26 protein-coding genes are annotated in these 24,784 nt (G+C 46.2%); 12 read left to right on the top strand and 14 right to left on the bottom strand.

What is annotated here, in order from left to right; translation table 11 throughout:
- Positions 1-5 precede the first annotated feature (5 nt).
- Positions 6-1,373, bottom strand: coding sequence for a UDP-N-acetylmuramate:L-alanyl-gamma-D-glutamyl-meso-diaminopimelate ligase (mpl, locus tag RH45_RS02960; RefSeq protein WP_008073665.1), 1,368 nt, complete (start codon positions 1,371-1,373; stop codon positions 6-8).
- A 309-nt stretch (positions 1,374-1,682) separates the two neighbouring features.
- Between mpl and fbp the strand changes: the two genes are divergently transcribed.
- Positions 1,683-2,699, top strand: a complete 1,017-nt coding sequence (fbp, locus tag RH45_RS02955; RefSeq protein ID WP_008073664.1) for a class 1 fructose-bisphosphatase — start codon at positions 1,683-1,685, stop codon at positions 2,697-2,699.
- 182 nt (positions 2,700-2,881) lie between these two features.
- Positions 2,882-3,409, top strand: coding sequence for an inorganic diphosphatase (gene ppa / locus RH45_RS02950; protein ID WP_008073663.1), 528 nt, complete (start codon positions 2,882-2,884; stop codon positions 3,407-3,409).
- Between the two features lie 146 nt (positions 3,410-3,555).
- On the opposite strand, the gene RH45_RS02945 is transcribed toward ppa, so the two are convergent.
- Genes RH45_RS02945 through tamA form a run of 3 tightly spaced genes read right to left on the bottom strand, consistent with a single transcriptional unit; the run spans position 3,556 to position 9,392 of the window.
- Entirely contained in the window at positions 3,556-3,903 is a 348-nt protein-coding gene (locus tag RH45_RS02945; protein ID WP_008073662.1) for a gamma-glutamylcyclotransferase family protein, read from the bottom strand.
- Between the two features lie 24 nt (positions 3,904-3,927).
- Positions 3,928-7,680, bottom strand: coding sequence for an autotransporter assembly complex protein TamB (gene tamB / locus RH45_RS02940; protein ID WP_008073661.1), 3,753 nt, complete (start codon positions 7,678-7,680; stop codon positions 3,928-3,930).
- Positions 7,677-9,392, bottom strand: coding sequence for an autotransporter assembly complex protein TamA (gene tamA, locus RH45_RS02935; RefSeq protein ID WP_008073660.1), 1,716 nt, complete (start codon positions 9,390-9,392; stop codon positions 7,677-7,679). Before tamA ends, tamB begins: the two co-directional genes overlap by 4 nt.
- A gap of 117 nt (positions 9,393-9,509) precedes the next feature.
- Between tamA and msrA the strand changes: the two genes are divergently transcribed.
- Positions 9,510-10,139: a peptide-methionine (S)-S-oxide reductase MsrA gene (gene msrA / locus RH45_RS02930; protein ID WP_008073659.1), complete on the top strand. Its 630-nt coding sequence runs from the start codon at positions 9,510-9,512 to the stop codon at positions 10,137-10,139.
- Positions 10,140-10,182: 43 nt separating this feature from the next.
- Here the strand turns inward: msrA and RH45_RS02925 are convergent, their stop codons facing one another.
- On the bottom strand, positions 10,183-10,383 hold the full coding sequence (locus RH45_RS02925; protein WP_008073658.1) for a DUF1107 family protein: 201 nt from the start codon (positions 10,381-10,383) through the stop codon (positions 10,183-10,185).
- Positions 10,384-10,588: 205 nt separating this feature from the next.
- Between RH45_RS02925 and RH45_RS02920 the strand changes: the two genes are divergently transcribed.
- The 7 genes from RH45_RS02920 to RH45_RS02890 all read left to right on the top strand — a co-directional run bounded on the left by RH45_RS02920 (position 10,589) and on the right by RH45_RS02890 (position 16,029).
- Positions 10,589-11,140, top strand: a complete 552-nt coding sequence (locus RH45_RS02920) for a YtfJ family protein (RefSeq protein WP_008073657.1) — start codon at positions 10,589-10,591, stop codon at positions 11,138-11,140.
- 143 nt (positions 11,141-11,283) lie between these two features.
- Positions 11,284-11,520 carry a DUF2607 family protein gene (locus RH45_RS02915; protein WP_008073656.1) on the top strand — a complete coding sequence of 79 codons (237 nt, stop codon included), beginning with the start codon at positions 11,284-11,286 and terminating at the stop codon, positions 11,518-11,520.
- A gap of 95 nt (positions 11,521-11,615) precedes the next feature.
- A complete protein-coding gene (zrgA, locus tag RH45_RS02910; RefSeq protein WP_008073655.1) occupies positions 11,616-12,314 on the top strand; it encodes a zinc uptake protein ZrgA in 699 nt (232 codons plus the stop codon).
- A 59-nt stretch (positions 12,315-12,373) separates the two neighbouring features.
- Positions 12,374-13,081 carry an ABC transporter ATP-binding protein gene (locus RH45_RS02905; protein WP_008073653.1) on the top strand — a complete coding sequence of 236 codons (708 nt, stop codon included), beginning with the start codon at positions 12,374-12,376 and terminating at the stop codon, positions 13,079-13,081.
- Complete coding sequence (locus tag RH45_RS02900; RefSeq protein WP_008073652.1) at positions 13,078-14,337, top strand: ABC transporter permease; 1,260 nt, start codon at positions 13,078-13,080, stop codon at positions 14,335-14,337. Before RH45_RS02905 ends, RH45_RS02900 begins: the two co-directional genes overlap by 4 nt.
- A gap of 4 nt (positions 14,338-14,341) precedes the next feature.
- On the top strand, positions 14,342-14,836 hold the full coding sequence (locus RH45_RS02895; RefSeq protein WP_008073650.1) for a DUF3299 domain-containing protein: 495 nt from the start codon (positions 14,342-14,344) through the stop codon (positions 14,834-14,836).
- A 296-nt stretch (positions 14,837-15,132) separates the two neighbouring features.
- Complete coding sequence (locus RH45_RS02890) at positions 15,133-16,029, top strand: TIGR03899 family protein (RefSeq protein WP_008073648.1); 897 nt, start codon at positions 15,133-15,135, stop codon at positions 16,027-16,029.
- Positions 16,030-16,146: 117 nt separating this feature from the next.
- Here RH45_RS02890 and pgi read toward each other — a convergent pair whose 3' ends face one another.
- Positions 16,147-17,799 carry a glucose-6-phosphate isomerase gene (gene pgi / locus RH45_RS02885; RefSeq protein ID WP_008073647.1) on the bottom strand — a complete coding sequence of 551 codons (1,653 nt, stop codon included), beginning with the start codon at positions 17,797-17,799 and terminating at the stop codon, positions 16,147-16,149.
- Between the two features lie 296 nt (positions 17,800-18,095).
- Between pgi and RH45_RS02880 the strand changes: the two genes are divergently transcribed.
- Positions 18,096-18,521, top strand: coding sequence for a secondary thiamine-phosphate synthase enzyme YjbQ (locus RH45_RS02880; RefSeq protein ID WP_008073643.1), 426 nt, complete (start codon positions 18,096-18,098; stop codon positions 18,519-18,521).
- A 51-nt stretch (positions 18,522-18,572) separates the two neighbouring features.
- Here the strand turns inward: RH45_RS02880 and alr are convergent, their stop codons facing one another.
- Both alr and RH45_RS02870 read right to left on the bottom strand, forming a co-directional pair.
- Positions 18,573-19,652, bottom strand: coding sequence for an alanine racemase (gene alr / locus RH45_RS02875; RefSeq protein ID WP_008073641.1), 1,080 nt, complete (start codon positions 19,650-19,652; stop codon positions 18,573-18,575).
- Positions 19,653-19,665: 13 nt separating this feature from the next.
- Positions 19,666-21,078: a replicative DNA helicase gene (locus RH45_RS02870; protein ID WP_008073639.1), complete on the bottom strand. Its 1,413-nt coding sequence runs from the start codon at positions 21,076-21,078 to the stop codon at positions 19,666-19,668.
- A gap of 172 nt (positions 21,079-21,250) precedes the next feature.
- Here RH45_RS02870 and RH45_RS02865 point away from each other — a divergent pair, with 172 nt between their 5' ends.
- Entirely contained in the window at positions 21,251-22,015 is a 765-nt protein-coding gene (locus RH45_RS02865; RefSeq protein WP_008073638.1) for a DUF481 domain-containing protein, read from the top strand.
- A gap of 69 nt (positions 22,016-22,084) precedes the next feature.
- On the opposite strand, the gene rplI is transcribed toward RH45_RS02865, so the two are convergent.
- From rplI to RH45_RS02835, 6 genes are all read right to left on the bottom strand, one after another.
- Complete coding sequence (gene rplI, locus RH45_RS02860; RefSeq protein ID WP_008073636.1) at positions 22,085-22,537, bottom strand: 50S ribosomal protein L9; 453 nt, start codon at positions 22,535-22,537, stop codon at positions 22,085-22,087.
- A 32-nt stretch (positions 22,538-22,569) separates the two neighbouring features.
- A complete protein-coding gene (rpsR, locus tag RH45_RS02855; protein WP_000090472.1) occupies positions 22,570-22,797 on the bottom strand; it encodes a 30S ribosomal protein S18 in 228 nt (75 codons plus the stop codon).
- A 16-nt stretch (positions 22,798-22,813) separates the two neighbouring features.
- Positions 22,814-23,116: a primosomal replication protein N gene (priB, locus tag RH45_RS02850; protein WP_008073614.1), complete on the bottom strand. Its 303-nt coding sequence runs from the start codon at positions 23,114-23,116 to the stop codon at positions 22,814-22,816.
- Between the two features lie 8 nt (positions 23,117-23,124).
- Positions 23,125-23,505, bottom strand: a complete 381-nt coding sequence (rpsF, locus tag RH45_RS02845) for a 30S ribosomal protein S6 (RefSeq protein ID WP_005472655.1) — start codon at positions 23,503-23,505, stop codon at positions 23,125-23,127.
- 196 nt (positions 23,506-23,701) lie between these two features.
- Complete coding sequence (bfr, locus tag RH45_RS02840; protein ID WP_008073610.1) at positions 23,702-24,184, bottom strand: bacterioferritin; 483 nt, start codon at positions 24,182-24,184, stop codon at positions 23,702-23,704.
- A gap of 73 nt (positions 24,185-24,257) precedes the next feature.
- The gene (locus tag RH45_RS02835; RefSeq protein ID WP_008073608.1) at positions 24,258-24,446 is read right to left on the bottom strand and encodes a (2Fe-2S)-binding protein; all 189 of its coding nucleotides are present in this window, start codon (positions 24,444-24,446) and stop codon (positions 24,258-24,260) included.
- Positions 24,447-24,784: the final 338 nt, after the last annotated feature.

Below are 24,784 nucleotides of genomic sequence, written 5' to 3'. Positions count from 1 at the left end.
ACTTCTTATCCTTGGGTATTCTTGTCAGCGAGTTTATCTAACAGCTTGCCATGAATGCCTTCAAAACCACCATTGCTCATCACCAATATCTGATCACCCGGCTTCGCTTGGTCAATGATCATTGAGACAAGCTCATCAATCTGAGACGAGCTATAGGCAGGTTGACGACACTGATGGGCAACCTCTTCAACCGACCAATCAATCGCATCGGGCTGATAAAGGAAAACGGCATCCGCAGCATCCAGTGACGCGGCGAGAGTCTCTTTATGCACCCCACGCTTCATGGTCGCACTGCGCGGCTCTAATACCGCTAAAATTCTATTTTGACCGACCTTGTTACGTAATCCGTCTAAGGTTAGTTCAATCGCCGTTGGGTGATGGGCAAAGTCATCATAAACCGTAACACCATGAACTTCGCCTTTGAGCTCCAAACGGCGTTTAGTACTAATAAACTTAGCTAAAGAATCACAAGCCAAATCGGGGGTTACACCGACATGTCGAGCCGCCGCAATCGCCATCAGAGCATTATTGACGTTATGATCTCCCACCAAATCCCAATTCACCACGCCAACCGCTTTGGCTTGGAAGTACACCTTGAATTGAGAGCCATCGGCACTCAGCTTCTCAGCTTGCCATTCACTTTGCTCACCACTAAATTCGGTTTCACTCCAACAGCCTCGCTCAAGGACGTCGCTGATGGCCGCTTCATGCTTGGGTGCCAATATACGTCCGTTGCCTGGTACAGTGCGAACCAGATGGTGAAATTGACGTTTTATCGCTTCCAAATCATCGAAGATGTCCGCATGGTCGAACTCAAGGTTGTTCATCACTAAGGTACGGGGGTGATAGTGGACAAACTTAGAACGCTTGTCGAAAAAAGCACTGTCGTATTCATCCGCTTCAACGACAAAGAACATGCTTTCGCCTAAGCGAGCCGATACACCAAAGTTGCCAAGCACGCCGCCGACCAAGAAACCAGGTTGATAGCCACAATCTTCCAAGATCCAAGCTAACATGCTTGATGTGGTGGTTTTGCCATGAGTCCCTGATACAGCCAAAACCCAACGATCATGCAGTAAAAATTCCTGTAACCATTGCGGACCCGAGGTATAACGCAGATTGCTATTCAGCACATGTTCGACACAAGGGTTCCCGCGGCTCATGGCATTGCCGATCACCACAAGATCGGGTTGAGGAGAAAGTTGGGACGGGTCAAATCCTTCTATTATTTCAATACCTTGCGATTCTAACAGCGTACTCATTGGTGGGTAGACATTGGCATCGCTGCCCGTCACTTTGTGTCCAAGCTGGCGCGCTAAAATTGCAGCACCGCCCATAAATGTGCCACAAATACCTAAGATATGAATATGCATAGACCGACCCTATTTTCGGCGAAATTAGTTTGCTCATTATGGCGATAAAGCACTGAAAAGCGAACTACTTTGATCATGGTATGACGTGAAGCTAACTTAAACGCACAAACCTTAAACAGCCAAAAGCTAGCCGACATGACGAATGCAAACTTGTTTCAGGTCGACAAATAAATTGAGATCTCAAGCAGTTAGTTCATTACCAATAAAAAGATCCTGCTTTTACACTTGTAGTGGGTATCAAAGGCGATCCAATTAGAGATCCTACTTACCCCATCCCCCATATTTTGAAGCGACTTTTAAGGAATAACCATGTCTGGAATGCGCACCCTTGGCGAGTTCATTGTTGAGAAACAAGCGGACTTCCCCCACGCTAGCGGTGATCTATCATCCCTTCTTTCTTCTATTCGTCTTGCCGCTAAAATCGTTAACCGTGAAATCAATGCCGCCGGCCTTGGTGATATCACAGGTGCGGTTGGTACAGAAAATGTTCAAGGTGAAGATCAACAGAAATTAGACGTTTACGCCAACGATAAATTCAAGGCTGCACTTGAAGCTCGAGATCAAGTGTGTGGCGTCGCCAGTGAAGAAGAAGATGAAGCGGTAGCTTTTAATAAAGAGCTCAACAAAAACGCGAAATACGTTGTTTTGATGGATCCTTTAGATGGCTCTTCAAATATCGACGTCAACGTTTCTGTTGGAACAATCTTCTCCATTTATCGCCGTGTGTCTCCGATTGGCACACCACCAACAGAAGAAGATTTTCTTCAGCCGGGCCACAAACAAGTCGCCGCAGGTTACGTCATTTATGGCTCTTCAACCATGTTGGTTTATACCACAGGTAATGGTGTTAATGGCTTCACTTATGACCCGTCTTTAGGCACCTTCTGCCTATCGCATGAGAATATGATGATTCCCCAAGACGGCACTATCTATTCGATTAACGAAGGGAACTACATTCGTTTCCCTATGGGCGTGAAGAAGTACATCAAGTACTGCCAAGAAAATGAGCCTAGTGAGAAACGTCCTTACACCTCACGTTACATCGGTTCGTTGGTTGCTGATTTCCATCGCAACTTACTCAAAGGTGGCATCTACCTCTACCCAAGTACGCAAAGTCATCCAAGTGGTAAACTTCGCCTACTTTACGAATGTAACCCAATGGCCTACATCATTGAGCAAGCGGGCGGTGTTGCGTCTGACGGTGTCAACCGCATCATGGACATCAAACCTACTGAGCTTCACCAACGCGTACCTTTCTTCGTAGGTTCGAAAAACATGGTCAAGAAGGTGGAACAGTTCTTAGAGCTAAACCGAGAAGAAGACTAATCCATCATAAAAAGGCGCTCATTGAGCGCCTTTTTAGTCTTTGATACAGGATATTGCGATTTTCTTGAGCAAAATCCCGACTTATCCGTTTACAAAAAACCGAGTTTATTAGTAAGGTATTTCGGTTAATTTTTCAGCCCTTACTTCTCTTTGGAGAAAGATACTTAAAAGGAACTTTAGCAATGAGCTTAAACAATGTACCTGCAGGTAAATCTCTTCCTGATGATATCTATGTGGTCATCGAAATCCCTGCAAATGCAGACCCAATCAAATATGAAGTCGACAAAGACTCAGGCGCCGTGTTCGTCGACCGCTTTATGTCAGCTCCTATGTTCTACCCATGTAACTACGGTTACGTAAACCATACACTTTCTTTAGACGGCGACCCTGTCGATGTATTGGTTCCGACACCACACCCTCTAATGCCAGGTTCGGTAATCCGTTGTCGCCCTGTTGGGGTACTGAAAATGACCGATGAGTCAGGTGAAGATGCAAAAGTAGTTGCCGTACCGCATTCCAAACTATCGAAAGAATACGACCACATTCAAGATGTAGGCGATATTCCAGAGCTTCTAAAAGCGCAAATCACACACTTCTTCGAGCGCTACAAAGAGCTTGAATCAGGCAAATGGGTTAAAGTCGACGGCTGGGAAGATGTTGCCGCGGCTCGTCAAGAAATCCTTGAGTCTTACGAGCGTGCTCAAAAATAGCCGCGATATAATTCGCATAGTGAGATCCAAAAAGCCCGCTGCGATGAGCGGGCTTTTTTAGATGCGTCCGGCGGTCGAATTGCCAATAAAACAGTAACACTCACTGCAATTCACCTATTCATCGAACCTTCCCCAACAGTGAGAGCTTACACCTTTTGGCACCAATCTCCCGATGAGAGCAACACATCAAGCTGACTGGTATCTTGATACAAGTATATCCACGCTTGACCAAACGGAGTATCGATCTGCTCCCGACGATATTCCACTGGCACATCCTCTAACTCATCAATACGCGCTAAGGTGGCATCATCGATCAAATACACTTCACCGACAATCGAGCTATGTCCTTCGGTCACTGCCGGGTACGGTCCAAGGTCATACAAGGCGTATTCAGGTAAGGTCTCGTGACGCCCTAAAAACTCAGACTGCGCCAAAAAGCCCTGATTACTTTCCCCTTTACGCAAGGTGCCATAAACAAACAGTAAATGTTGCATCGTCTTCCCTGACCTCTTTTCCATTTAGTTAAACTCAAACTGATAGAGCAAGTCGACCGCGCTGCTTAAGCCAGTGACGGCCTCCACATACAAATCCGTCATCAAGCGATAGCGCACCGTAAACTCGCCAACAGAATCGAAAATACCAACCCCGTATTTTACTTGCAAGCCAGGTAACACATAACCACTCACCGTCACCTGAGACTCATCACCTGAACCTGCGGTATCCAGTTCAAGATCTTGAACTCCAAAGGCTTCACCAATTTCACCAACCACACGTCCCGTTTTCGCTAAGCTTAGGCCAATCAATGTGGTTGTCATGGTGTTACCACCAGATTCGCCATCAATATCACGACCACGCAGTAGATAGGACAGAGCATTCGCTTGAGACATCGCGGGATCAGAGAAAATGGTCACCGTGGGTTCTGTCGCCGGGCCACTCACCTTCACACCCGCGGTCACATCATCTTGGGTGTTATCTGGGTTACGAATTGCGGTAATTTGCACGTAAGGCTGATCCACAGGTCCATTCATCAAAATCTTACCTTCTTTGATGATCAAGTCCTGCCCAAACGACTGATAAGCCCCATCGACGATATTCACCTCACCAGTAACAAATGGCCCTTTATCGCGCTGCGCCACATTCAACTGACCAGACAGCCCACCCTCAAGGCCAAATGCCATTAGCTGGAAGTCGTCTCCGATAGAGATATTGATGTTAGTTTCCACATCAAACGGAATCTCAGCCAAACTGCTTTCTGGTTGCAAATCAGCGTTCAGAATCACCTGATCTTGAGAAATCCCAATAGCACTTGGCGGTAACTCTTCAACCACAATCCGCCCCCAAGGCAATGAGATATTACCGTCGATCTTGGCTTGCTTAGGCGAAGCCGAAATCGTCATATCCGGTACAACCTTGAGTTTTGCCATCGGTGGGACTTCCACTTTCAAGCCATCAGCAAACACTCGTAATCGAGTACTCCAGTTCGCTAAGTCTTCCCAGATCGCCTCACCATTCAGTTGCAACGTACCATCTGGGGTGTTTAGCGCTGAGTACAATTTGGCGTTATAGCCATTAAAATCGATTTCTAGCTGACCTGAGTCCACTTGCAGCGGTGAAATATCGCCATGCAGTAACACGTCATCGATCAGAAATTGACCTTGAACTTTCGGCTGCATCAACGGCCCGTTGAATGCTAAGTCAGTCGTAATGTTGGACTTAAACTGGCTGTACTCACCGATAAGTGGCGCTAAGAAATCAAGGTTAAAGGTTGATAAATTCAGCTTGCCATCAATCTGCTTATCTTCGACCACCACATTAGGAATGGTCACTTGTCCCGTGATATCACCATTGTCACTAATATCAACCAGCCAATCGGCCTCTAGTTTATCTTGCTTAAGGCTGGCATTGAGGCGAATGGTCTCCCAACCTAACGTCAGTGGCTTCTCACTTTTTTGTTTCACACCGCCCTGTGGCAGCTCCAACGATACTTTTACTTCTGGCGCTCTATCTGTGGCCCACTTCGCCCATAGCTGGGCATTCGCTACTCCGTTCAGCTCTGTCTTCTTCGGCAGTAACGATTTCACCTGTTCAAAATCAAACTGCTTAATAGCAAGGCTAGCCTCTCCGTTTTCACCAACCTTGATGTCTTTTTCTAAACACAGCGAAGAATCGGCTTGTAGCCAACAGTGAGCTGCCACTGAAACTTGCTTACTCGCCATTTCAAAACCAAGCGCGGTTGGCTGATTCAGCTTCCACTCGCCTTGCTGAGAGGAAAGTGTCATTTGCTCTAGTGCGCCTTGCCAGACCAAGTCAGTCTTATTCTTGATCGAACCAGACACGCTCAAATCAGTTGATACGATGTTCGACACCACATCTAAGGTCAATTGATGCGACTGTTCTGTACCATCAAAAGTGAGCGCAACATCATCAATCAGATAATCTTGGTAGGCGGCTCCTGTTACGTCTAGCTTCAGATAACCACTGGGTGCGGGTAGCGGTGTAACCTCACCCTGAAGCGTAAGGTGCTTAACGGTCGCTTGCTGTTGCCAGTCTATAGAGTCAACATCTAACGCCAATTTGACTCGAGGCTCTTTTAGCGGCCCTCTCAGTTTGACATCTCCGATTGCCTTACCGGTCAGTTCAGGAACAGACTTAGCTAAGTCAGGCAGATCGAGCGATAAATCCATTCGCCACTGATCCGTCAATTTACCTTTGGCCAGCACGCTGTTTGGGCCATGCGATAACACTAAACCCGAAGTATCAAATTTTAGATTACCTTTTCCTTCAACATCAGAGGCATTTAACGCCCCTTCAACATTGAGAGGATACTCGCGCAATATGCCATCAATATCCAGCTTACTGACCGCAACTTGCCAACCTCCAGCGTCAGTCAAAGATCCGGTTGTCGAAAGCACACCGCTGAGGTTGCCTTCGGCTTCAGGCCATTGCAAGCCAGGCTGGATATCGCGTAAAGACAAATTGGCGGCCCAGTTAACAGGCTGCTTCCAGTTCGCCATTACGTCACCGTTCACAGAACCACCTAGCGTGTTAAGCGTCAACTTGCTGAGGTTAATCTGCTCTAGGTCTCCTTTGCCCTTTAGCGCTAAGTCCAAATCAGGCAAGTCTTTTCCTTGCACAGCAGTATTTAATGCAACTTGATACCCTTTGAGTGAGCCGTTGGCAGCCAGCTTATCTATCTGGACAAAGTAATCGCCCTGACCATGCAGTGGCCATTGCACATCTCCATCACTTAACTGCACATCAAAAGGTAAATCCGGGTCGAGAGGTTGGAGCTGAGCGTTGAGATCCGCTTTGGCTAAGCCTCCCAGCGATGCGTGCAGCGCCAGATCTGCCACACTGCCTGTGGCGGAGAGTGAAACTCGCTGACCTTTCGCTGTCTGCTCTTTAACCGTCGCGTTTAGTTCAAGCTGGAGTGGATAGTCCTGCTGCAGAGTCACTTCTGAGGTTAAATGCGCCTCCACTTCCGGCATATCCAATTCAAGAGTAGAAATGCTCACCTTCGATTGAGCCGCTTTCGCTTCCAGGCCTAAGTGATGAACGATCACAGGTTGCGCCTGCTTTAACTCAAAGTCATTCACGTCCAAGCGAACAACTTCAATCTGCAAAGGTAACTCGACATCAGGCAAAACAATCGCGGTTGGCTCTGAGGCATTTTTAGGCTGCGCCACTTCAGGCTCGGCTTCGCTCTCAGCCAACGCTACCGTCAGCTTATCGAGTGCGGTTTTATGAATGCGCAGTAAGTTGCCCTGAAAAGACAACCCAGTAGTGAAGGATTGCCAATCGATACGATGACCAAGAACGTCCACGTCCATATCCGTCAGTGCAATACGTGAAACGTGAATAGGAATCGGCGTTGTTATCTTGCTGTTGCTTGCAGGTTCCTCTTGAGTGTCACCCGAGCTGGCAACCTCTGGCATAGAAAACTGCAATCCATCAACCGCCAATTCATCAACACATATGCCAGGCTCTGTGAAACACGCTGGGGTTACGGACAAAGTCGCAGTTCGAACTTGAGTCTCGATGCCCAGATCCGGGTCATTAAACTGGACATTATTTAAAGTAAATTTAGGTAGCAAGGCACCTTGATAAGCCTCGACTTTAAGCTGAGGAACAAACTTTTCCGCAGCCCACAAAATGGTTCCCAACCCCGAATGGGTGAACAACAAAAAACTGATGCTAAGCAGCAACACCAGAGCGAAACCCACTAAGCTAATCGACAGCCATTTCGACCATTTCAGTACTACTTTGGTCATAGTTCAGGCCCCAAGGTAAAGTGAACTTTAAATCGTTTATCTGGATCTTCATCAAGACCCCACGCAAAATCGAGACGGATAGGTCCCACTGGTGATGCCCAGCGAACTCCAACACCCGTTCCTCGCTTAAACTCAGGTGTGTCATTGAAGGCATCACCATAGTCATAGAAAACGGCTCCCCACCAATCACCGTAAACGCGATATTGGTATTCTAATGACGTGGTGACCATGTATTTGGCACCCGTTAACGCACCACTTTCATCGCGAGGAGAGATAGACTCGTATTTGTAACCACGCAAGTTGTTATCACCACCAGCAAAGAAACGCAGCGATGGCGAGAGCTTTTCAAACTCTTCAGCAACGTTGGCGCCACCATCGACACGGAATAAACCTCGATGGTTACTTCCGGCACTGCGAATCCAGGTCATTCCGCCTTGAAAACGTGCAACTCGAGTTTCAGATAAAGCACTGGGGTCACCATATTCTAAGGTGAAGCTCTGTCTGTCTCCCCAAGTTGGCATAGCGCCACCACGCACGCGACTGCGAGAAAACGAGATACCCGGCAACAAGAACTGCGCATTATCGTCTTGCAAACCCTGCTCATAATTTTCCAACAAGTAGCGAACGTATGCGGTACGATGCCAACCATTATCCAGCACCCAGTGGCGTTCAACCGACAAGTTGGACTCTAAGCTTTTGGTGTCGCGATTATCGAGCTTTTTCATCCCATACTGAACGCGGTAGTAATCATTTAATACGTCTTCAAGCGGAATACGGTAACTGGCTGTGATGGTCTGTTCTGGGGCCGACAATGAGATACTACTATCAAAGCTATGCCCTTTATCGTTGACCCAAGGCTTCTTCCATTTCAACGAACCGCGGATACCGACGTCGGTCGAATAACCCAGACCGGTTTCTATTTGGTTACGTGCTTGAGGGGCGAGAGAGACTTTCATCGGCAACTCACGGCCTTGGCCCAACTGACTTAAATCAGGCTCAACAAATACAGAAGAGAACCAATCGGTATTCGATAGGTTCTGATTGTATTCCCCAACTTGGGAGACCAAATAAGGTTCACCTTCTTTGTACGGAGCAAGAGACATCACGCGATCAAGCTCGATTTGACTGCCCATAACATTACTGGCGCCAAAGTGGTAGCGTATGCCGCTATCAAAATGTAAACGTACAAAGGCTTTTTTTGCTTCTGGAGAAACTTCAAGGCGGCTTAAAGTATAGCCTCCCTCAAAATAGCCTTTTTGCAATGCTAAGTTACGAATCCCTGACTTTAGCGAGTCGTAAAAGCTGTGATTCACGCGCGCCCCTTTTTTCAAGCGGCTGTTTTTTATCAAAGCTTCGAAGTCAGGATCATCTTTCGCTTCACCCGTAATTTGAATATCGACTTCAGTAATACGAATCGAATGACCACGATCAACATCAACAATTAACTCGCTGCCATCGTCACTGACAGAGAAGTTAAACGTTGGATGGTAATAGCCCAGCGCGTTCAGCGCTTCGGTAATATTACGCTCAACACGGGCTTGAAAGCGAAGATTGGTCGAATAGTCATGCTCGGGAATAGAGGATAGGTAAACATCGACATTATCTTTGACCGATCCTTTTAATCCTTTCACCGTAAGATCAACGTCTTTGGCGAGTGCCAAGCTTGGTGAAAGAAGAAGTGCAATCAGGACTGGTAAAGGTTTGCGTATCATGCTTAATTGTCTTTCTAAATTGGGTAACGGAATAATAACGCCTGTCAATTAATAAGTCTGTATGAAAACAGTTAATTGGACGGTCTGTATTGCAAATTAAACGACAAGGACATAACCATGCTCAACAAACAAAATATGGTCTCTGCACAAGAGGCATTGCCCGGTCGCGACACCCCACTCGCACTGGATGACATTCACTTTGTCAATCAATCTAGCTTAGCAGCGCAGCCGCAAGCAGGTTGCGAACAAATTCTACTCGGTATGGGCTGTTTCTGGGGTGCAGAACGTCTATTTTGGCAATTAGACGGCGTAATAAACACTTCTGTGGGATATTCCGGCGGATTTACGAAAAATCCGACCTATGAAGAAGTTTGTAGCGGGCAAACTGGCCACACAGAGGTTGTTCGCGTCGTGTATGACCCGAATGTCATCAGCCTTGCAACACTGTTAGCAACGTTTTGGGAGCGACATGACCCAACTCAGGGAATGCGTCAAGGTAACGACCTTGGTACTCAATACCGTTCTGCCGTGTATGTCTACAGTGACGAGCAATACCAAACCGCGCAAGAGTCGAAGCAGGCTTATCAACAACTACTTGGTAAAGCACACTCTGAGATCACAACAGAGATTTTACCCGCAGGCCCTTACTACTATGCTGAAAACTACCACCAGCAATACCTGGCGAAGAACCCAGAAGGTTACTGTGGTTTAGGTGGCACTGGGGTGTGCTTCCCACCAGAAAAGTAGTCCGATAGAAAAGCAAAAAGCCGCCCAACGAGGCGGCTTTCTTTTATACGGGTAGCGCTAATATCGCTTGATTGATGCGCTTAAAGGTCATCAGTTTCTGAGGATCATTCACGTCAGGCAGTAACACCTTGCCATGGTCGAATGAAAACTCGCCAATACCTGATATGACAAACTGGCCTTTAAACAATGTTTTAACAAACCTCGCCACTTGTTGAGGGCGATGATTTGGGAATTCACGCAGCATAACGACTCCAATATCCTTTTGTGAAACAGCTTGCTATACAAACAGAGTTCTATTCCTTAGAACTTGTGCGGCATTATACGCAAACCGTTTTTAATGTATATCATTTTGTTAAAAAAATTGTTCCGCTTCACTACATGAACGCTCCCATCTGCCTTTTCTTTCATTTCGGTATATACTTTTCGCGCATATCAAAAGGAAGATAACAATGAAAAACAAAACTCTACTGACACTTGCGATCGCATGCTCTCCAATGTTCGCTATGGCGCATAGCATCTCCGTCGGCCAAGCCGTTCCGGCCGTTGAAGTAAACAGTCATGGTGAAATCCTGCTCCAAGGAGAAGAGACTCGCTACCAGGCATGGAGCAGTCAGAACCTCGTTGGCAAAGTTCGTGTTATTCAGGCGATTGCTGGCCGCAGCAGCTCTAAGGAGATGAACGCTCCGTTGATGGCTGCAATCACCGCAGCGAAGTTCCCAGAGCAAAGCTATCAAACCACCTCAATCATTAACCAAGATGATGCTATTTGGGGCACAGGCTCCTTCGTAAAGTCATCCGCAGAAGATAGCAAAAAGGAGTTTCCTTGGTCTTCAATGGTACTCGATGAAGAAGGTATCGTGGCGCAACAGTGGCAACTTGCGGAAGAGTCTTCCGCCATTATCGTTCAAGATAAACAAGGCAAGGTATTATTCGTAAAAGAAGGAGCACTGAGTGACGGTGAGGTGCAGCAAGTGATTAACTTAATTAAAGATAATATCTAAACACAATTGAATTTCGCGTTACAAATGGAACTGTTATAGTATAACAGTTCCATTTTTCTTGGTGTTAAGTTGTGCCTAAACCTAGTTTTCATTCATATCGTTCTCCTAGCATAGCTCTGTGCAGTGTTATGTTAGTGCTATGGATGAATTTCGCGTTCATTCAGCACCACTACGATTTTGTTCAGCCCCACCATCAAGAGCATCATTGTCAGCTTTTTTCAGGCGTTCACCATGCGTTGAGTAGCACGCCCTTTGTCCCTGACGACTTATCCTTACCTGATAGCTTCGAGCAGCAAGAAAGCTATCAATATCAAGCTCCAGCGATCGTCGTCTATCGCGCACGTTCACCTCCAATCGATCCTACGTTTAGTATTATTTAATTGTTTTCGCTCATCCAGAGCGCCATATTTATCTACGCTGAATTCCAGACAACAAAAAATAACTGGATTAAGCCCGACATAATTTAGGATTGAAAATGTACAAACTGACACCTATTGCCGCACTTATCGCACTAACCGTTAGCCACGCAGCAACTGCTGAAGAAGGATTTCGCCAGCACGATGCTCACGTGCATGGTGAAGTAGAGCTCAATATTGCTCAAGATGGTAAGGAGCTACTGATCGAAATTACTGCTCCAGGTGCCGATGTTGTGGGCTTTGAACACGCGCCACAAAACGACGAACAAAAGCAAACTCTGGCTCAAGCGGTAAAAACGCTCGACAGTGCAAACCTTGTCTTCTCACTGACACAAACCGCAGGTTGTAAAATTACTCATCACTCGGTGACGCACACATTAGCTGAAGATCATGATGACCACGGTCACGACGAGCACAAGCACGATGACCATCATGATCACGACCATGACGAGCACAAGCACGATGACCACCATGATCACGACCATGACGAGCACAAGCACGACGACCACCATGATCACGACCATGACGAGCACAAGCACGATGACCACCATGATCACGACCATGAAGGCCACTCAGGACACGGTGAGTTTACCGTTGAGTACCACTTCCAATGTGACAATATCGCGAAGCTAGAAGCGATCGACACGTCTTGGTTCAAGCTATTCCCAGCAACAGAAGCGCTTAAAGTCAATGTGTTGACTGATAACAAACAAGAAGCACTGCGCCTGAAGAAAGGTGAGACGACTATCTCACTATAAATCTAGCTTAGGCTTGGCACGACAAGTGCCAAGCCTATTTGTATTAACTGGACAGCGTTATGGAAACAATCAATGATTCAGCCATCATCCGGCTGGAGCAGGTCAGTTTTACTTGGCCGGGTAGTGATAACCCCACTTTAGACATTCCACACCTCACTATTAAACAAGGTGAACACCTTTTTATTAAAGGACCAAGTGGCTGCGGCAAATCAACACTCTTGAGCCTACTCACAGGCATCAATACCACCAACCAAGGGACCATAGAAGTCCTAGGCCATGATCTAAACCAGCTTTCAGGAAGCCGCCGAGATCGCTTCAGGGCTGATCATATTGGCTATATTTTCCAGCAATTTAACCTACTGCCCTATCTAAGTGTGATTGAAAACGTAACGCTGCCATGTCAGTTTTCAAAACAGCGCCGTACACAAGTATCCGGCAGTTTGACCCACAACGCGGAAGCGCTACTTGATAAGCTTCATCTCCCTGCTACCCTGCGCCACAAACCCGTTGTAGAATTGAGCATTGGCCAGCAACAACGCGTCGCAGCGGCCAGAGCCTTGATTGGTCAGCCTGAGATCATCATTGCAGATGAGCCCACTTCATCACTCGACTACGAAAATCGCAGCGCTTTCATCGAGCTGCTGTTGGATCAAGTCAACCTCGTAGGTTCGACATTGCTGTTTGTTAGCCACGATCCGACCCTAGAACCCCTCTTTGACCGCAGCATTGATCTACGAGAACTCAACCAAGTAGGAGAACAGGCATGAGTCCAACACTGTCTTTAGCTTGGAAAAGTGCAAGAAACCGTAAAGTCACAGCGGTGCTGACCATACTCACTGTCGCGATATCCGTGATTTTGTTGCTCGGTGTAGAGCGAATTCGTACCGAAGCCAAAAGTAGCTTTGCCAATACCATTTCAGGCACGGATCTGATTGTTGGGGGCCGCTCAGGGCAAGTCAATCTGTTGCTTTACTCGGTGTTTCGAATTGGTAATGCGACCAATAATATCGATTGGAAAAGCTACCAAGAGTTCAGTCAGCATCGAGCCGTTGAGTGGGCCATCCCCATTTCTTTGGGTGACTCGCACAAAGGTTTTCGAGTCATGGGCACTAACCACAGCTATTTTGAGCACTACCGTTACGGGAAAAAGCAAAATTTCGCTTTCCAGCAAGGCAAAGAATTTAACGGCCTGTTTGATGCGGTCATAGGCTCTGATGTGGCTAAATCCCTCGACTACCAGCTAGGCAGTGAAATGGTGATCGCTCACGGTATTAGTGATGTCGGGTTCAGTCGTCATGAAAATACGCCATTTAAGGTGGTCGGGATCCTTGCACCAACAGGAACGCCCGTCGATAAAACCGTTCATGTCTCGCTTGAAGCGATTGAAGCGATTCATGTCGGCTGGGAGTCAGGCGCCAATTTAGGCAATAACCCAACCGCAGAGCAATTAGCGGCAATGGACTTCCATCCCCAACAAATCACTGCGATGTTGTTAGGCCTTAAGTCGAAAATTCAAACCTTTGCCTTGCAACGCCAAATCAATACCTACCAAAAGGAGCCCCTCAGTGCCATTCTTCCAGGTGTCGCTTTGCATGAACTTTGGGGCATGATGTCTGTTGCGGAACAAGCGTTAATGGCGGTATCGGTGTTTGTTGTAATTGCGGGTTTACTGGGCATGCTTTCAAGCTTACTTACCAGTTTGCAAGAACGTCGCCGAGAGATGGCCATCTTGCGAGCGATGGGCGCAAGGCCAAGGCACGTTTTCACTTTGCTGATTTTAGAAGCCAGCGCGCTTACCTTTATCGGTCTAGTAATCGGCACACTAGGCTTATACGCTTTACTGGCCATTGCCTCACCGATCATCCAGCAAACATACGGTATCAACTTATCTATGATGACTTTATCTCATTATGAGTTGATGTTACTTGCCATGGTCCAAGGAGCTGGCACAGTGATCGGCTTTATTCCTGCTTTAAGGGCTTATCGACAGTCTTTAAGCGATGGTATGACAATACGAGTATAGAAAAATGAAAAAAATACTAATCGTTCTCCTCACAGTCTTGAGCTTTAGCTTACCCAGCTACGCAGAGCAATCGGAGACTTTAACGCTGGATTGGATCGATCTGATCCCTGAGAGTGAGCGTAATCAATTTGATAGTTATGGAATGCCTGCGACCGACCACTCCGGTGGCGCAATGGTGCAATCAAAAGTAGGCAGCGTACGACCTGAACTGAATGGCAGTAAAGTAAAGATTCCTGGTTTTGTGATTCCGCTTGAAGGGGATGAGAACATGGTTACGGAGTTTCTACTTGTCCCGTATTTCGGTGCATGTATTCATGTTCCGCCACCGCCACCAAATCAGATCATCTACGTGAAGTTCCCGAAAGGAGCACCAATACAGCAATTGTGGGATGTCATTTACGTCGTAGGTACGCTAAAAACAGAAACCATCAGTCATGAGCTTGCAGAAACAGCCTATGTGATCGAAGGTTCTGCTATTGAAGAGTACGACGACTACTAAGCGGATTTTAACAAATAGATAACCTGTGAATCGCCTATTCTAGGAAAGATATTTGGATAAATAACCTAGTACACCTAGGTAAACCAAAAGCAATAAGGCGATTGACAGGTGCTTTTTCAATTTATTGTCATTGAAATACTTCATAAACCCTCTCAATTATTACCCGAATAATTTTAACAACTTGTTAGCATATGTGGTAGTGCTAATTTTGAAAGCCTTCTCACACACTTTCTGTGGCAGCTTAGTCCGTTACGAGGTACATTTATAGTTAACTTCATGATGGCTAAGGAAATACAATGTCTGAGAGCAACAAGCCCGTCGTCATTGACCACGAACCCACCCAGCAACCGCGGCAAGAAAAAAAGTCTAATTATATTAAAGACAGTGCTAGTCGCGTCCTTAGCATCGCCGAATCCTATGGTCTGGATGCGCTCCTTCGAAGTGAAGCACCAGAGAAGCCAACTTTAGAACGAGCGCTGATCCGCGAACGTAAACGTAAAGAGCTTCGCCAAAAAAATCTTGAGCAAATTCTGAAGCTTGCCCACGTCTCTTGTAAAGATGAAACCGCGGGAGAACCCGATCAAGATTGGCTATATCGCTTCTTTGATATGGCACAAGAAGTGCACAACAGCGCCATGCAAAGGCTTTGGGCACAGGTACTAAAACGCGAAGTAACCAACCCTGGCTCAACATCGATGAAGGCGTTGAAAGTCCTGCAAGATATGACGCCAAAAGAAGCGCAAATTTTACAACGCGCTGCGTCGCTAGCCTGTAGCTTTGGTGGGGACAACAGTCGCAAGTTACTGGTGGGTTATCGCTCTCATGGCGGCATTTTTAGCTTTGGAAAACGCAACACCACCAGCAATATTAATGTCGGCAATTTCCAACTGCCCTACTCCAGTTTACTGGTGTTATTCGAGCTAGGACTGATGCATGGTACGGAGCTTGAATCGGGAGAGATAGAACTGGACTCTCCTCTGCCCCTAGTCTATCAAGGAAAACAGCTTTCACTGCAAGCGCACAGCAAAGGCGTTCGTCTACTCTACTACCGCTTCAGCCCAACAGGTAACGAGCTCTGTAAATTACTTGGGAATAAACCCAACATGCAGTACTACGATCAGATGGTTGCCTTGCTGGGCCAAAAATTTGCCGCTACCACCGATGCAAAACCGAGTGTTGATACCACGGTATAACTCTCAGTGCTTCACGCTCGTTCAAAGTAACTCTAAGCGCTAACAGTGAGAGTAGCTTCAAAACAAAACGCCAACCTAACAGGTTGGCGTTTTTTGCTCTCACAAACGCGACAACAATTACGCTTTGAACGCTTTAAATGCGTTAATCAAACCGTTCGTTGAGCTATCGTGTGAGTTGATTTCAGACTCATCAGCAAGCTCAGGTAGGATCTGGTTTGCTAGCTGTTTACCCAGCTCTACACCCCATTGGTCAAAGCTGAAGATGTTCCAGATAACGCCTTGAACAAAGATCTTATGCTCGTACATTGCAATCAGGTTGCCTAATGTGCGCGGAGTGATTTGCTTAACTAGGATTGAGTTTGTTGGGCGGTTACCTTCAAATACTTTGAATGGTGCAAGCGTGGCCGCTTCTTCTTCGCTCTTACCTGCTTTGGCAAATTCCGCTTTTACTGTCGCTTCATCCTTACCAAACGCTAACGCTTCTGTTTGTGCAAAGAAGTTAGACATTAGCTTCTGGTGGTGATCACCCGCTGGGTTATGGCTAACTGCTGGAGCAATAAAATCACAAGGAATTAATTTAGTACCTTGGTGAATCAACTGGTAGAAAGCGTGCTGGCCGTTTGTGCCTGGTTCACCCCAGATGATAGGACCCGTTTGGTAAGTCACTGCATTACCATCGCGATCAACATACTTACCGTTAGATTCCATGTTGCCTTGCTGGAAGTACGCTGCAAAACGATGCATGTACTGATCGTAAGGTAGGATAGCTTCCGACTCTGCACCATGGAAGTTGTTGTACCAAAGGCCAACCAACGCAAGAATCACAGGAATGTTGCTTTCCAGATCAGTCGATGCAAAGTGGTTGTCCATTTCATGAGCGCCGTCTAGCAACTCAACGAAGTTGTCGTAACCTACTGCAAGCGCGATAGAAAGACCGATAGCAGACCATAGCGAGTAGCGACCGCCAACCCAGTCCCAGAATTCAAACATATTGTCTGTGTCGATGCCGAACTCAGATACTGCAGGAGCATTAGTTGAAAGCGCTGCAAAGTGTTTAGCGACATGAGCTTCATCAACCGCTGACTCAAGGAACCAGTCACGTGCACTGTGTGCATTCGTCATCGTTTCTTGGGTAGTAAATGTCTTAGAAGCGACTAAGAATAACGTGGTTTCTGGGTTTACTTTCTTCAGAGTCTCAACGATGTGCGTACCATCAACGTTAGACACGAAGTGTAGGTTAAGGTGATTTGTGTATGGTGCCAGTGCTTCAGTCACCATGTAAGGGCCAAGGTCAGAGCCACCAATACCAATGTTCACTACGTCAGTGATCGCTTTACCTGTATAACCTTTCCATTCACCACCAATAACACGCTCAGTGAATGATTTCATTTTTTCCAACACTGCATTCACTGCTGGCATTACATCTTCACCACCGACCATAACAGGTTTATTGCTACGGTTACGTAGCGCAGTATGAAGTACAGCGCGACCCTCTGTTTGGTTGATCGCTTCGCCACTGAACATCGCTTCGATTGCAGACTTAAGCTCAGTCTCGTTTGCTAGCGCGAAAAGGTGCTTCATGGTTTCTTCGTTGATTAGGTTTTTTGAGTAATCAACAAGAATGTCGCTGCCAAAGCGCGTAGAGAATTTATCAAAACGTGCGGCATCTTGAGCGAACAGATCTTTCAGATCCATATCTTGAGCAGATTCGAAGTGCGCCGTTAGCGCGTTCCAAGCTTGTGTTTGCGTTGGATTGATATTTTTCAACATGGTTACTATCCCGATGTTCAGTAGGTTGCATTCCATACAGTCTAGCGAAAACTGCGGAATCCCCGATTTAGCAAATAAGTAATATTAGATATGTTTGGGCGTATTGCCACAAAACAAGACTTTGTAATTTTTTTTCAGGCGAGCATTATGACCCAGGCCACCCTCACTCACTTTGAGTTAGGTCACGTTACCTGTTTCAAATTTAAACAAAACCACCCGCGCGAATTATGATTTTAGCACCAAGCTAGGTTAAGCTTAATTAAATGCCGATGAAATTTCGAAATTTAGGTAACCTAATGTGGCAACAAAAGACCATCCATCTCCAAGCACGTAATCGCGGATTCCATCTCATCACCGATGAAATTGAACAACAATTACCTCAGTTGAGCCAGTATTCTGTCGGAATATTACAGCTATTTATCCAGCATACTTCCGCAAGCCTAACCATTAATGAAAATGCCGACCCAACGGTGAGGCATGATATGGAAAAACACTTTAATCATTTTGTCCCTGAACGGGCTCCTTATTACCAACATACCTATGAAGGTGATGATGACATGCCTGCACATATCAAGGCTTCAACACTTGGCTGCAGTATCATGGTTCCAATCAGCAAAGGGCGGTTGGCGCTAGGGACTTGGCAGGGGATCTATTTGGGAGAACATAGGGATTTTGGCGGTCAGCGCCGAATTATAGCGACTCTTCAAGGCGAGCTAGGCTAACGAAAAAGCGGAGCTTTTGGGCTCCGCTTGGTAACAATTGTGACGTCAGGATTAACGACTAAAGTATTCCATCTCTACCCGCGAGGTTAGCTTGGTCACCAATTCGTAGGCAATCGTACCTATATGGCCTGCGACCTCTTCTACGGGTAAGTCATTGCCCCATAAAATTGCCTCATCACCGACACGATCAGTCGCACCCGGCCCCAAATCGACCGTCAGCATGTCCATTGAGACACGCCCTGCGATAGGTGCTTTACGTCCATTCACCCACACTGGAGTGCCATTGGGCGCAGTTCGCGGGTAACCATCACCATAGCCAATCGCAATCACACCAATCTTGGTATCTTGTTCACATGTCCAAGTGCCACCATAACCGACACTCTCGCCCGCTTTAACGTCACGCACCGCAATCAAGTGAGACTTTAATGTCATCACAGGTAGGTAGCCCATCTGTAGGGCTGTTTTATCATTGAACGGGGAAACGCCGTACATAATAATGCCGGGACGCACCCAATCCAACTGGCTCTCTGGCCACGCTAATAGCCCAGCCGAAGCCGCCAATGAACGCTCTCCCTCACAACCTTGAGTTAAAGAAAGAAAAAGCTCTGTTTGCTCGTTTGTCGTTGGCTTATTCAACTCATCCGCACAACCAAAATGGCTCATGTAGCGTAAGGGTTTGGCCACATTGCGACACGCTTTCAATCGAGAGACAAACGCATTGTATTGCTCAGGGCGAACCCCCAAACGGTGCATGCCACTGTCAACCTTAAGCCAAACAACGACTGGGGTTTCTAATTCGGCTTGTTCTAAGGCTGCCAACTGCTCTTCACAGTGAACGACGGTTTGAATATTGTTGGTCACCAAGACTGGCAGATCGCCCGGAGAGTAAAAGCCCTCTAGGAGTAAAATAGGCTTAACGACACCACAAGCTCTAAGCTGCAAGGCCTCTTCGATCCGTGCGACTCCAAAAGCATCAGCACCATGGGCGTGCACTGCAATATGACGCAATCCATGACCATAGCTGTTCGCTTTAACAACCGCCATCACCTTACTGTTTGGCGCTTGTCGTTTAATTTGTTCTAAATTGTGCTCTAATGCATCGAGGTTAATAAACGCCGTTGCTGCTTTCATATAGCTCATGGCGTTACTCTTCATCCATATCAAATGCAGGTCCTGCATAGTTATCAAAGCGCGACCATTGACCTTGGAAGGTCAGTCGCACGGAACCGATAGGACCGTTACGTTGCTTACCGAGGATGATTTCTGCCGTCCCTTTCATTGAGCTATCCGGGTTGTATACCTCATCGCGATAGATAAACATAATCAAGTCGGCATCCTGCTCGATAGATCCTGATTCACGCAAGTCCGAGTTAACCGGACGTTTGTCGGCACGTTGCTCTAGAGAACGGTTTAACTGAGAAAGAGCGACAACAGGAACATTCAACTCTTTTGCAAGCGCCTTGAGAGATCGAGAGATTTCAGCGATTTCAAGCGTACGGTTATCTGACAATGCGGGCACACGCATTAGCTGCAGGTAGTCGACCATGATCATTGATAGCCCCCCATGCTCACGCGCAATACGTCGTGCACGAGAGCGCACTTCAGTAGGCGTTAGACCTGAGCTATCGTCGATATACATATTCTTCTTCTGCATCAGAATACCCATCGTCGAAGAGATACGTGCCCAATCCTCGTCGTCCAATTGACCGGTACGGATTTTGGTTTGATCGACTCGCGATAGAGAAGCCAGCATACGCATCATGATTTGTTCTGAAGGCATCTCTAGGGAAAAGATTAACACCGGCTTATCTTGCGACATGGCGGCATTTTCACACAAGTTCATAGCGAAGGTGGTTTTACCCATCGAAGGACGTGCCGCGACGATCACAAGATCTGAGCCTTGCAGACCCGCCGTTTTCTTATTCAAGTCAGTAAAGCCTGTATCGACACCAGTGACGCCATCTTGCGGTGTTTTATACAGAAGCTCGATGCGTTCGAGCGTTTTTTCCAGAATATTATCGACGTTCTGCGGGCCTTCATTCTCATTGGTTCGAGACTCAGCAATCGCAAATACCTTACTTTCAGCAAGGTCGAGAAGATCTTCTGAAGAGCGGCCCTGCGGATCATAACCTGCATCAGCAATATCATTTGCCACACCGATAAGATCACGCACCAACGCTCGCTCTGCAACGATCTCAGCATACGCGTTAATGTTAGCCGCACTTGGGGTGTTCTTAACCAAGTCGGCCAAATAAGCAAAACCACCAACATCATCTAATTGCTCACGCAGCTCTAAAAACTCAGACAAGGTGATCAAATCGAGCGGCTTACTGTCTTCCAAAATGGCTTTCACCGCTTCGAAAATAAGACGATGAGGACGACTATAAAAATCTTTTGCAACAACACGCTCAGCGACTGTATCCCAGCGCTCGTTATCAAGTAATAAGCCACCAATAACGGACTGCTCCGCTTCTAAAGAGTGCGGTGGGACCTTGATTGCATCAACCTGCATGTCGTTAAATTTTTTATTTCGATTTTCTGTTCTCGGGTCGGCCATGGTATCGCTCTACAACTTGCTTTAGATCGCTCATTATAGCGAGAAAGACAGCATTGTCTGTAGCTCAGACAGAGATTGTGTCTTTCTCAACGATAATTAACCTAGCATTGACGGATAGGCTGGTATTTAACTTTACTATTAGCGGTCAAATTCAATGAATAAGAGGTCATTAGTGTCTAAGCATTGGTTACTTGCCGCGAGCTTGGTTGGCTCAACGCACTGCTACGCAGCAGAAGAGGATCAGGGAAGCCCAGATATTGATGTACCTTCACCATGGAATACAGAAGTTGAGTTCGGTTACCAGTCCCACACTGGAAACTCTGACTCGCGTTCTATGAACTCACGCCTTGCCGCAAACTACACATCAGGTCGCCACCGTAGCAGTGGAGAATGGAAATATTACTTGCTCTACAAAGATGGCGAAGAAGACAAGCGCCAATCAAGTTATACCATTCAAAGCGACTATAAACTAAGCCCAAAAACCTACTTATATGGCAGCTTTAAAGGGGTCGACTCTTTGTACAGTGCATACTTTCGAGATTACACATTTTCTGGCGGTCTTGGTTATCAGTTTTCCAATACTGAACGCTGGGTATTAGAAGTTGAAGTCGGTCCTGGTTTTCGTTACCAAGAACCCAACTTAGAGGAGATTGATGACGATGACATTATCTTTCCCAATATCGTCGAAGAAGGCATTTTTCGTGGCAATCTGACCACAACTTGGCAAGCGTTGGATAACTTAAAGCTTGAAGCCTCAGTCACCATGGTTTCAGGTAAAAGTAACACCCGAACGGATAGCGATGTCAGTGTGACTAATAATATTACCGAAGACATTGCGCTGAAGTTGGCTCACTCTCGCCAGTATCACGACAAAGTACCGGATGGTCTGGAGAAATCCGACAGTATCTTTTCCGTCAACCTCTTGTTCGCCTTTTAATACCCATTTTGAATAGGCATAAAAAAAGCACCTCTAGGAGGTGCTTTTAAAATACGTCTAGATACTGAATTAGTCAGCAGCAACAACTTGTAGGTTAACTGTCGCGAAAACTTCAGAGTGAAGTTGAACGCTGATCTCGAACTCACCAGTGTTACGCAGTGCGCCTTCAGGAAGACGAACTTCGCTCTTAACTACTTCAACGCCAGCTGCAGTGATTGCATCAGCGATGTCGCGAGTACCGATAGAACCGAATAGTTTACCTTCGTCACCAGCTTTAGAAGCGATAACAACAGCTTCAAGAGCGTTAACTTTCTCAGCACGTGCTTCAGCAGCAGTTAGTTGCTCAGCAACTTTAGCTTCTAGTTCAGCGCGACGAGTTTCGAACATTTCAACGTTAGCTTTAGTCGCCATAACTGCTTTACCTTGTGGGATAAGGAAGTTACGAGCGTAGCCAGATTTAACGTTTACAGTATCGCCAAGACCACCTAGGTTACCGATTTTATCAAGTAGAATAACTTGCATTGTTTAATCCTCTTTCTTAATAAAACGACCGATTACTGATGCTTATCAGTGTACGGTAGTAGAGCTAGGTAGCGAGAACGCTTGATCGCGCGAGCTAGTTGACGTTGGTACTTAGCGCTTGTACCAGTGATACGGCTAGGTACGATTTTACCAGCTTCAGTGATGTAGTTTTTAAGAGTTGCTACGTCTTTGTAATCAATCTCTTGTACGCCTTCTGCAGTGAAACGGCAGAATTTACGACGACGGAAGAAACGAGCCATGGGCTATCTCCTGATCTTAAATTTGAGTAATGTTGTCGGCATGAAGCACTAATTTCCCTACGCCATTTCGGCCGGTTTGGTAAGCGACGAAGCCTCCTACCTTAATGCTACTGCCTTGTACTAAATTCTGAGTTAATGCTTGTGACCTTTGCCCGCTAACGACTACCGGCATACGACAATAAACTTGCCTCGGTAAATCAGCTTCGATGACAGTAGAGCGATGCTCCAACCAAAATCGACAGTGTTCTATGCCACTTGGGCTTTTACTACGAATGGGCGGTTTGGCAATGGTGCCAGAGAGCTCCATTCGATTGGTCATAAGTGGGATTACTCAGCAGCTGCTTCTGGCTTAGCTTCAGCACGCTCTTCGCGACGAGGAGCACGCTCTTCTTTCTGCTTAAGCATGATAGATTGCTCAGTGATCGCTGTTTTAGTACGCATGATCATGTTACGTAGAACTGCATCGTTGAAACGGAAAGCAGTTTCTAGCTCATCAATTACAGCTTGGTCAGCTTCAACGTTCATTAGAACGTAGTGAGCTTTGTGAAGCTTGTTGATTGGGTAAGCCAGTTGACGACGGCCCCAGTCTTCTAGACGGTGGATAGTACCGCCAGCTTCAGTGATAGAACCAGTGTAACGCTCGATCATGCCAGCAACTTGCTCGCTTTGATCTGGGTGCACCATGAATACGATTTCGTAATGACGCATGGGTTGCTCCTTACGGATTATTCAGCTTCCACAAATGGCTCGGTCATCCAGAGGAAGCAAGGAACTAAAGATAATTGACCGAGATTAAGGAGCACGAATAGTACAGAAAGAAAGCAGTTGAAGCAAGAAAAATGTGAACCCAAACAAAAACAGCCGCAGTACTCACTACGGCTGTTAAATCATAGCGTTGGTTCGACTAATCGTCGTCTTCGTCAACGTATTGCGCTTGAAGGTAATTTTGGATGCCCGTCATATCGATGAGACCGAGCTGAGTCTCTAACCAGTCTACATGCTCTTCTTCATCTTCTAGAATGTCTTGAAACAAGTCGCGAGACACATAGTCATGCGTATCTTCAGCGTACGCAATTGCCGCTTTTAGATCGGGAATTGCTGCCATTTCAAGTTTAAGGTCACATTCGAGCATTTCCTTGGTGTCTTCACCTATCATCAACTTACCTAGGTCTTGTAAGTTAGGGACACCTTCCAAGAATAAAATGCGCTCGATTAGATGATCAGCGTGATTCATTTCATCAATGGATTCATGATATTCCTTATCTGCAAGATGCTTGAGACCCCAGTCTTTATACATACGTGCATGAAGGAAATATTGATTGATAGCGATGAGCTCGTTACCGAGCACTTTATTGAGATGTTGGATTATGATTGGATCGCCTTTCATGACAAAGCCCTCCTCGTTGGCTCTTATAACTGTAGAACCAATTAAGAAGGTGTCAAAAAGCCACAAGCTTGTTTTAGCTTGCTTTTTGGTACTGGATTACGCCTGTTTCTTGCAAAATTTCTTTTGCCATCTTCACGCACTTGCCACATTGGCTACCCAGTGCGGTACATTTTTTAATGCCTCGAATATCGGTGATTCCTTCTTCTAAAGCTAACCTTTTGATTTTCTTATCAGAAACACCATGACACAAACAAACGTACATAAACAAAACCCGTAATACAACCTAGGGAAAGAATATAAACAATAATTGTTCTTATTACCAGTTAGGAAAGCAACAAGGCTAAGACTGATTAGTTATAACTACTTTAATGATTTTGAGGAGCGAAACACTTAGCTATAAAACCATGCTAATCAAATGGTTTTAAAGGGGATTAACTTGCTGTTTTAAAGAGGAATAATCCGCGGATTGGAGAAAGGCCGATTGCTCTGCTGAAATTTTTCTTATAACCAAAAACGAAAAAGAGAAGCCGAAGCTTCTCTTTTTCTTGATGCGCTTTCTTCATAAATGAAGAGAAGTGCAAGATTTCAATTAATTCTTAT

Source organism: Vibrio sinaloensis DSM 21326, from assembly GCF_000189275.1.
Taxonomy (GTDB): domain Bacteria; phylum Pseudomonadota; class Gammaproteobacteria; order Enterobacterales; family Vibrionaceae; genus Vibrio; species Vibrio sinaloensis.
Note: the sequence above shows the minus strand (reverse complement) of the source record. Positions and strands in the feature narration are given on the sequence as shown.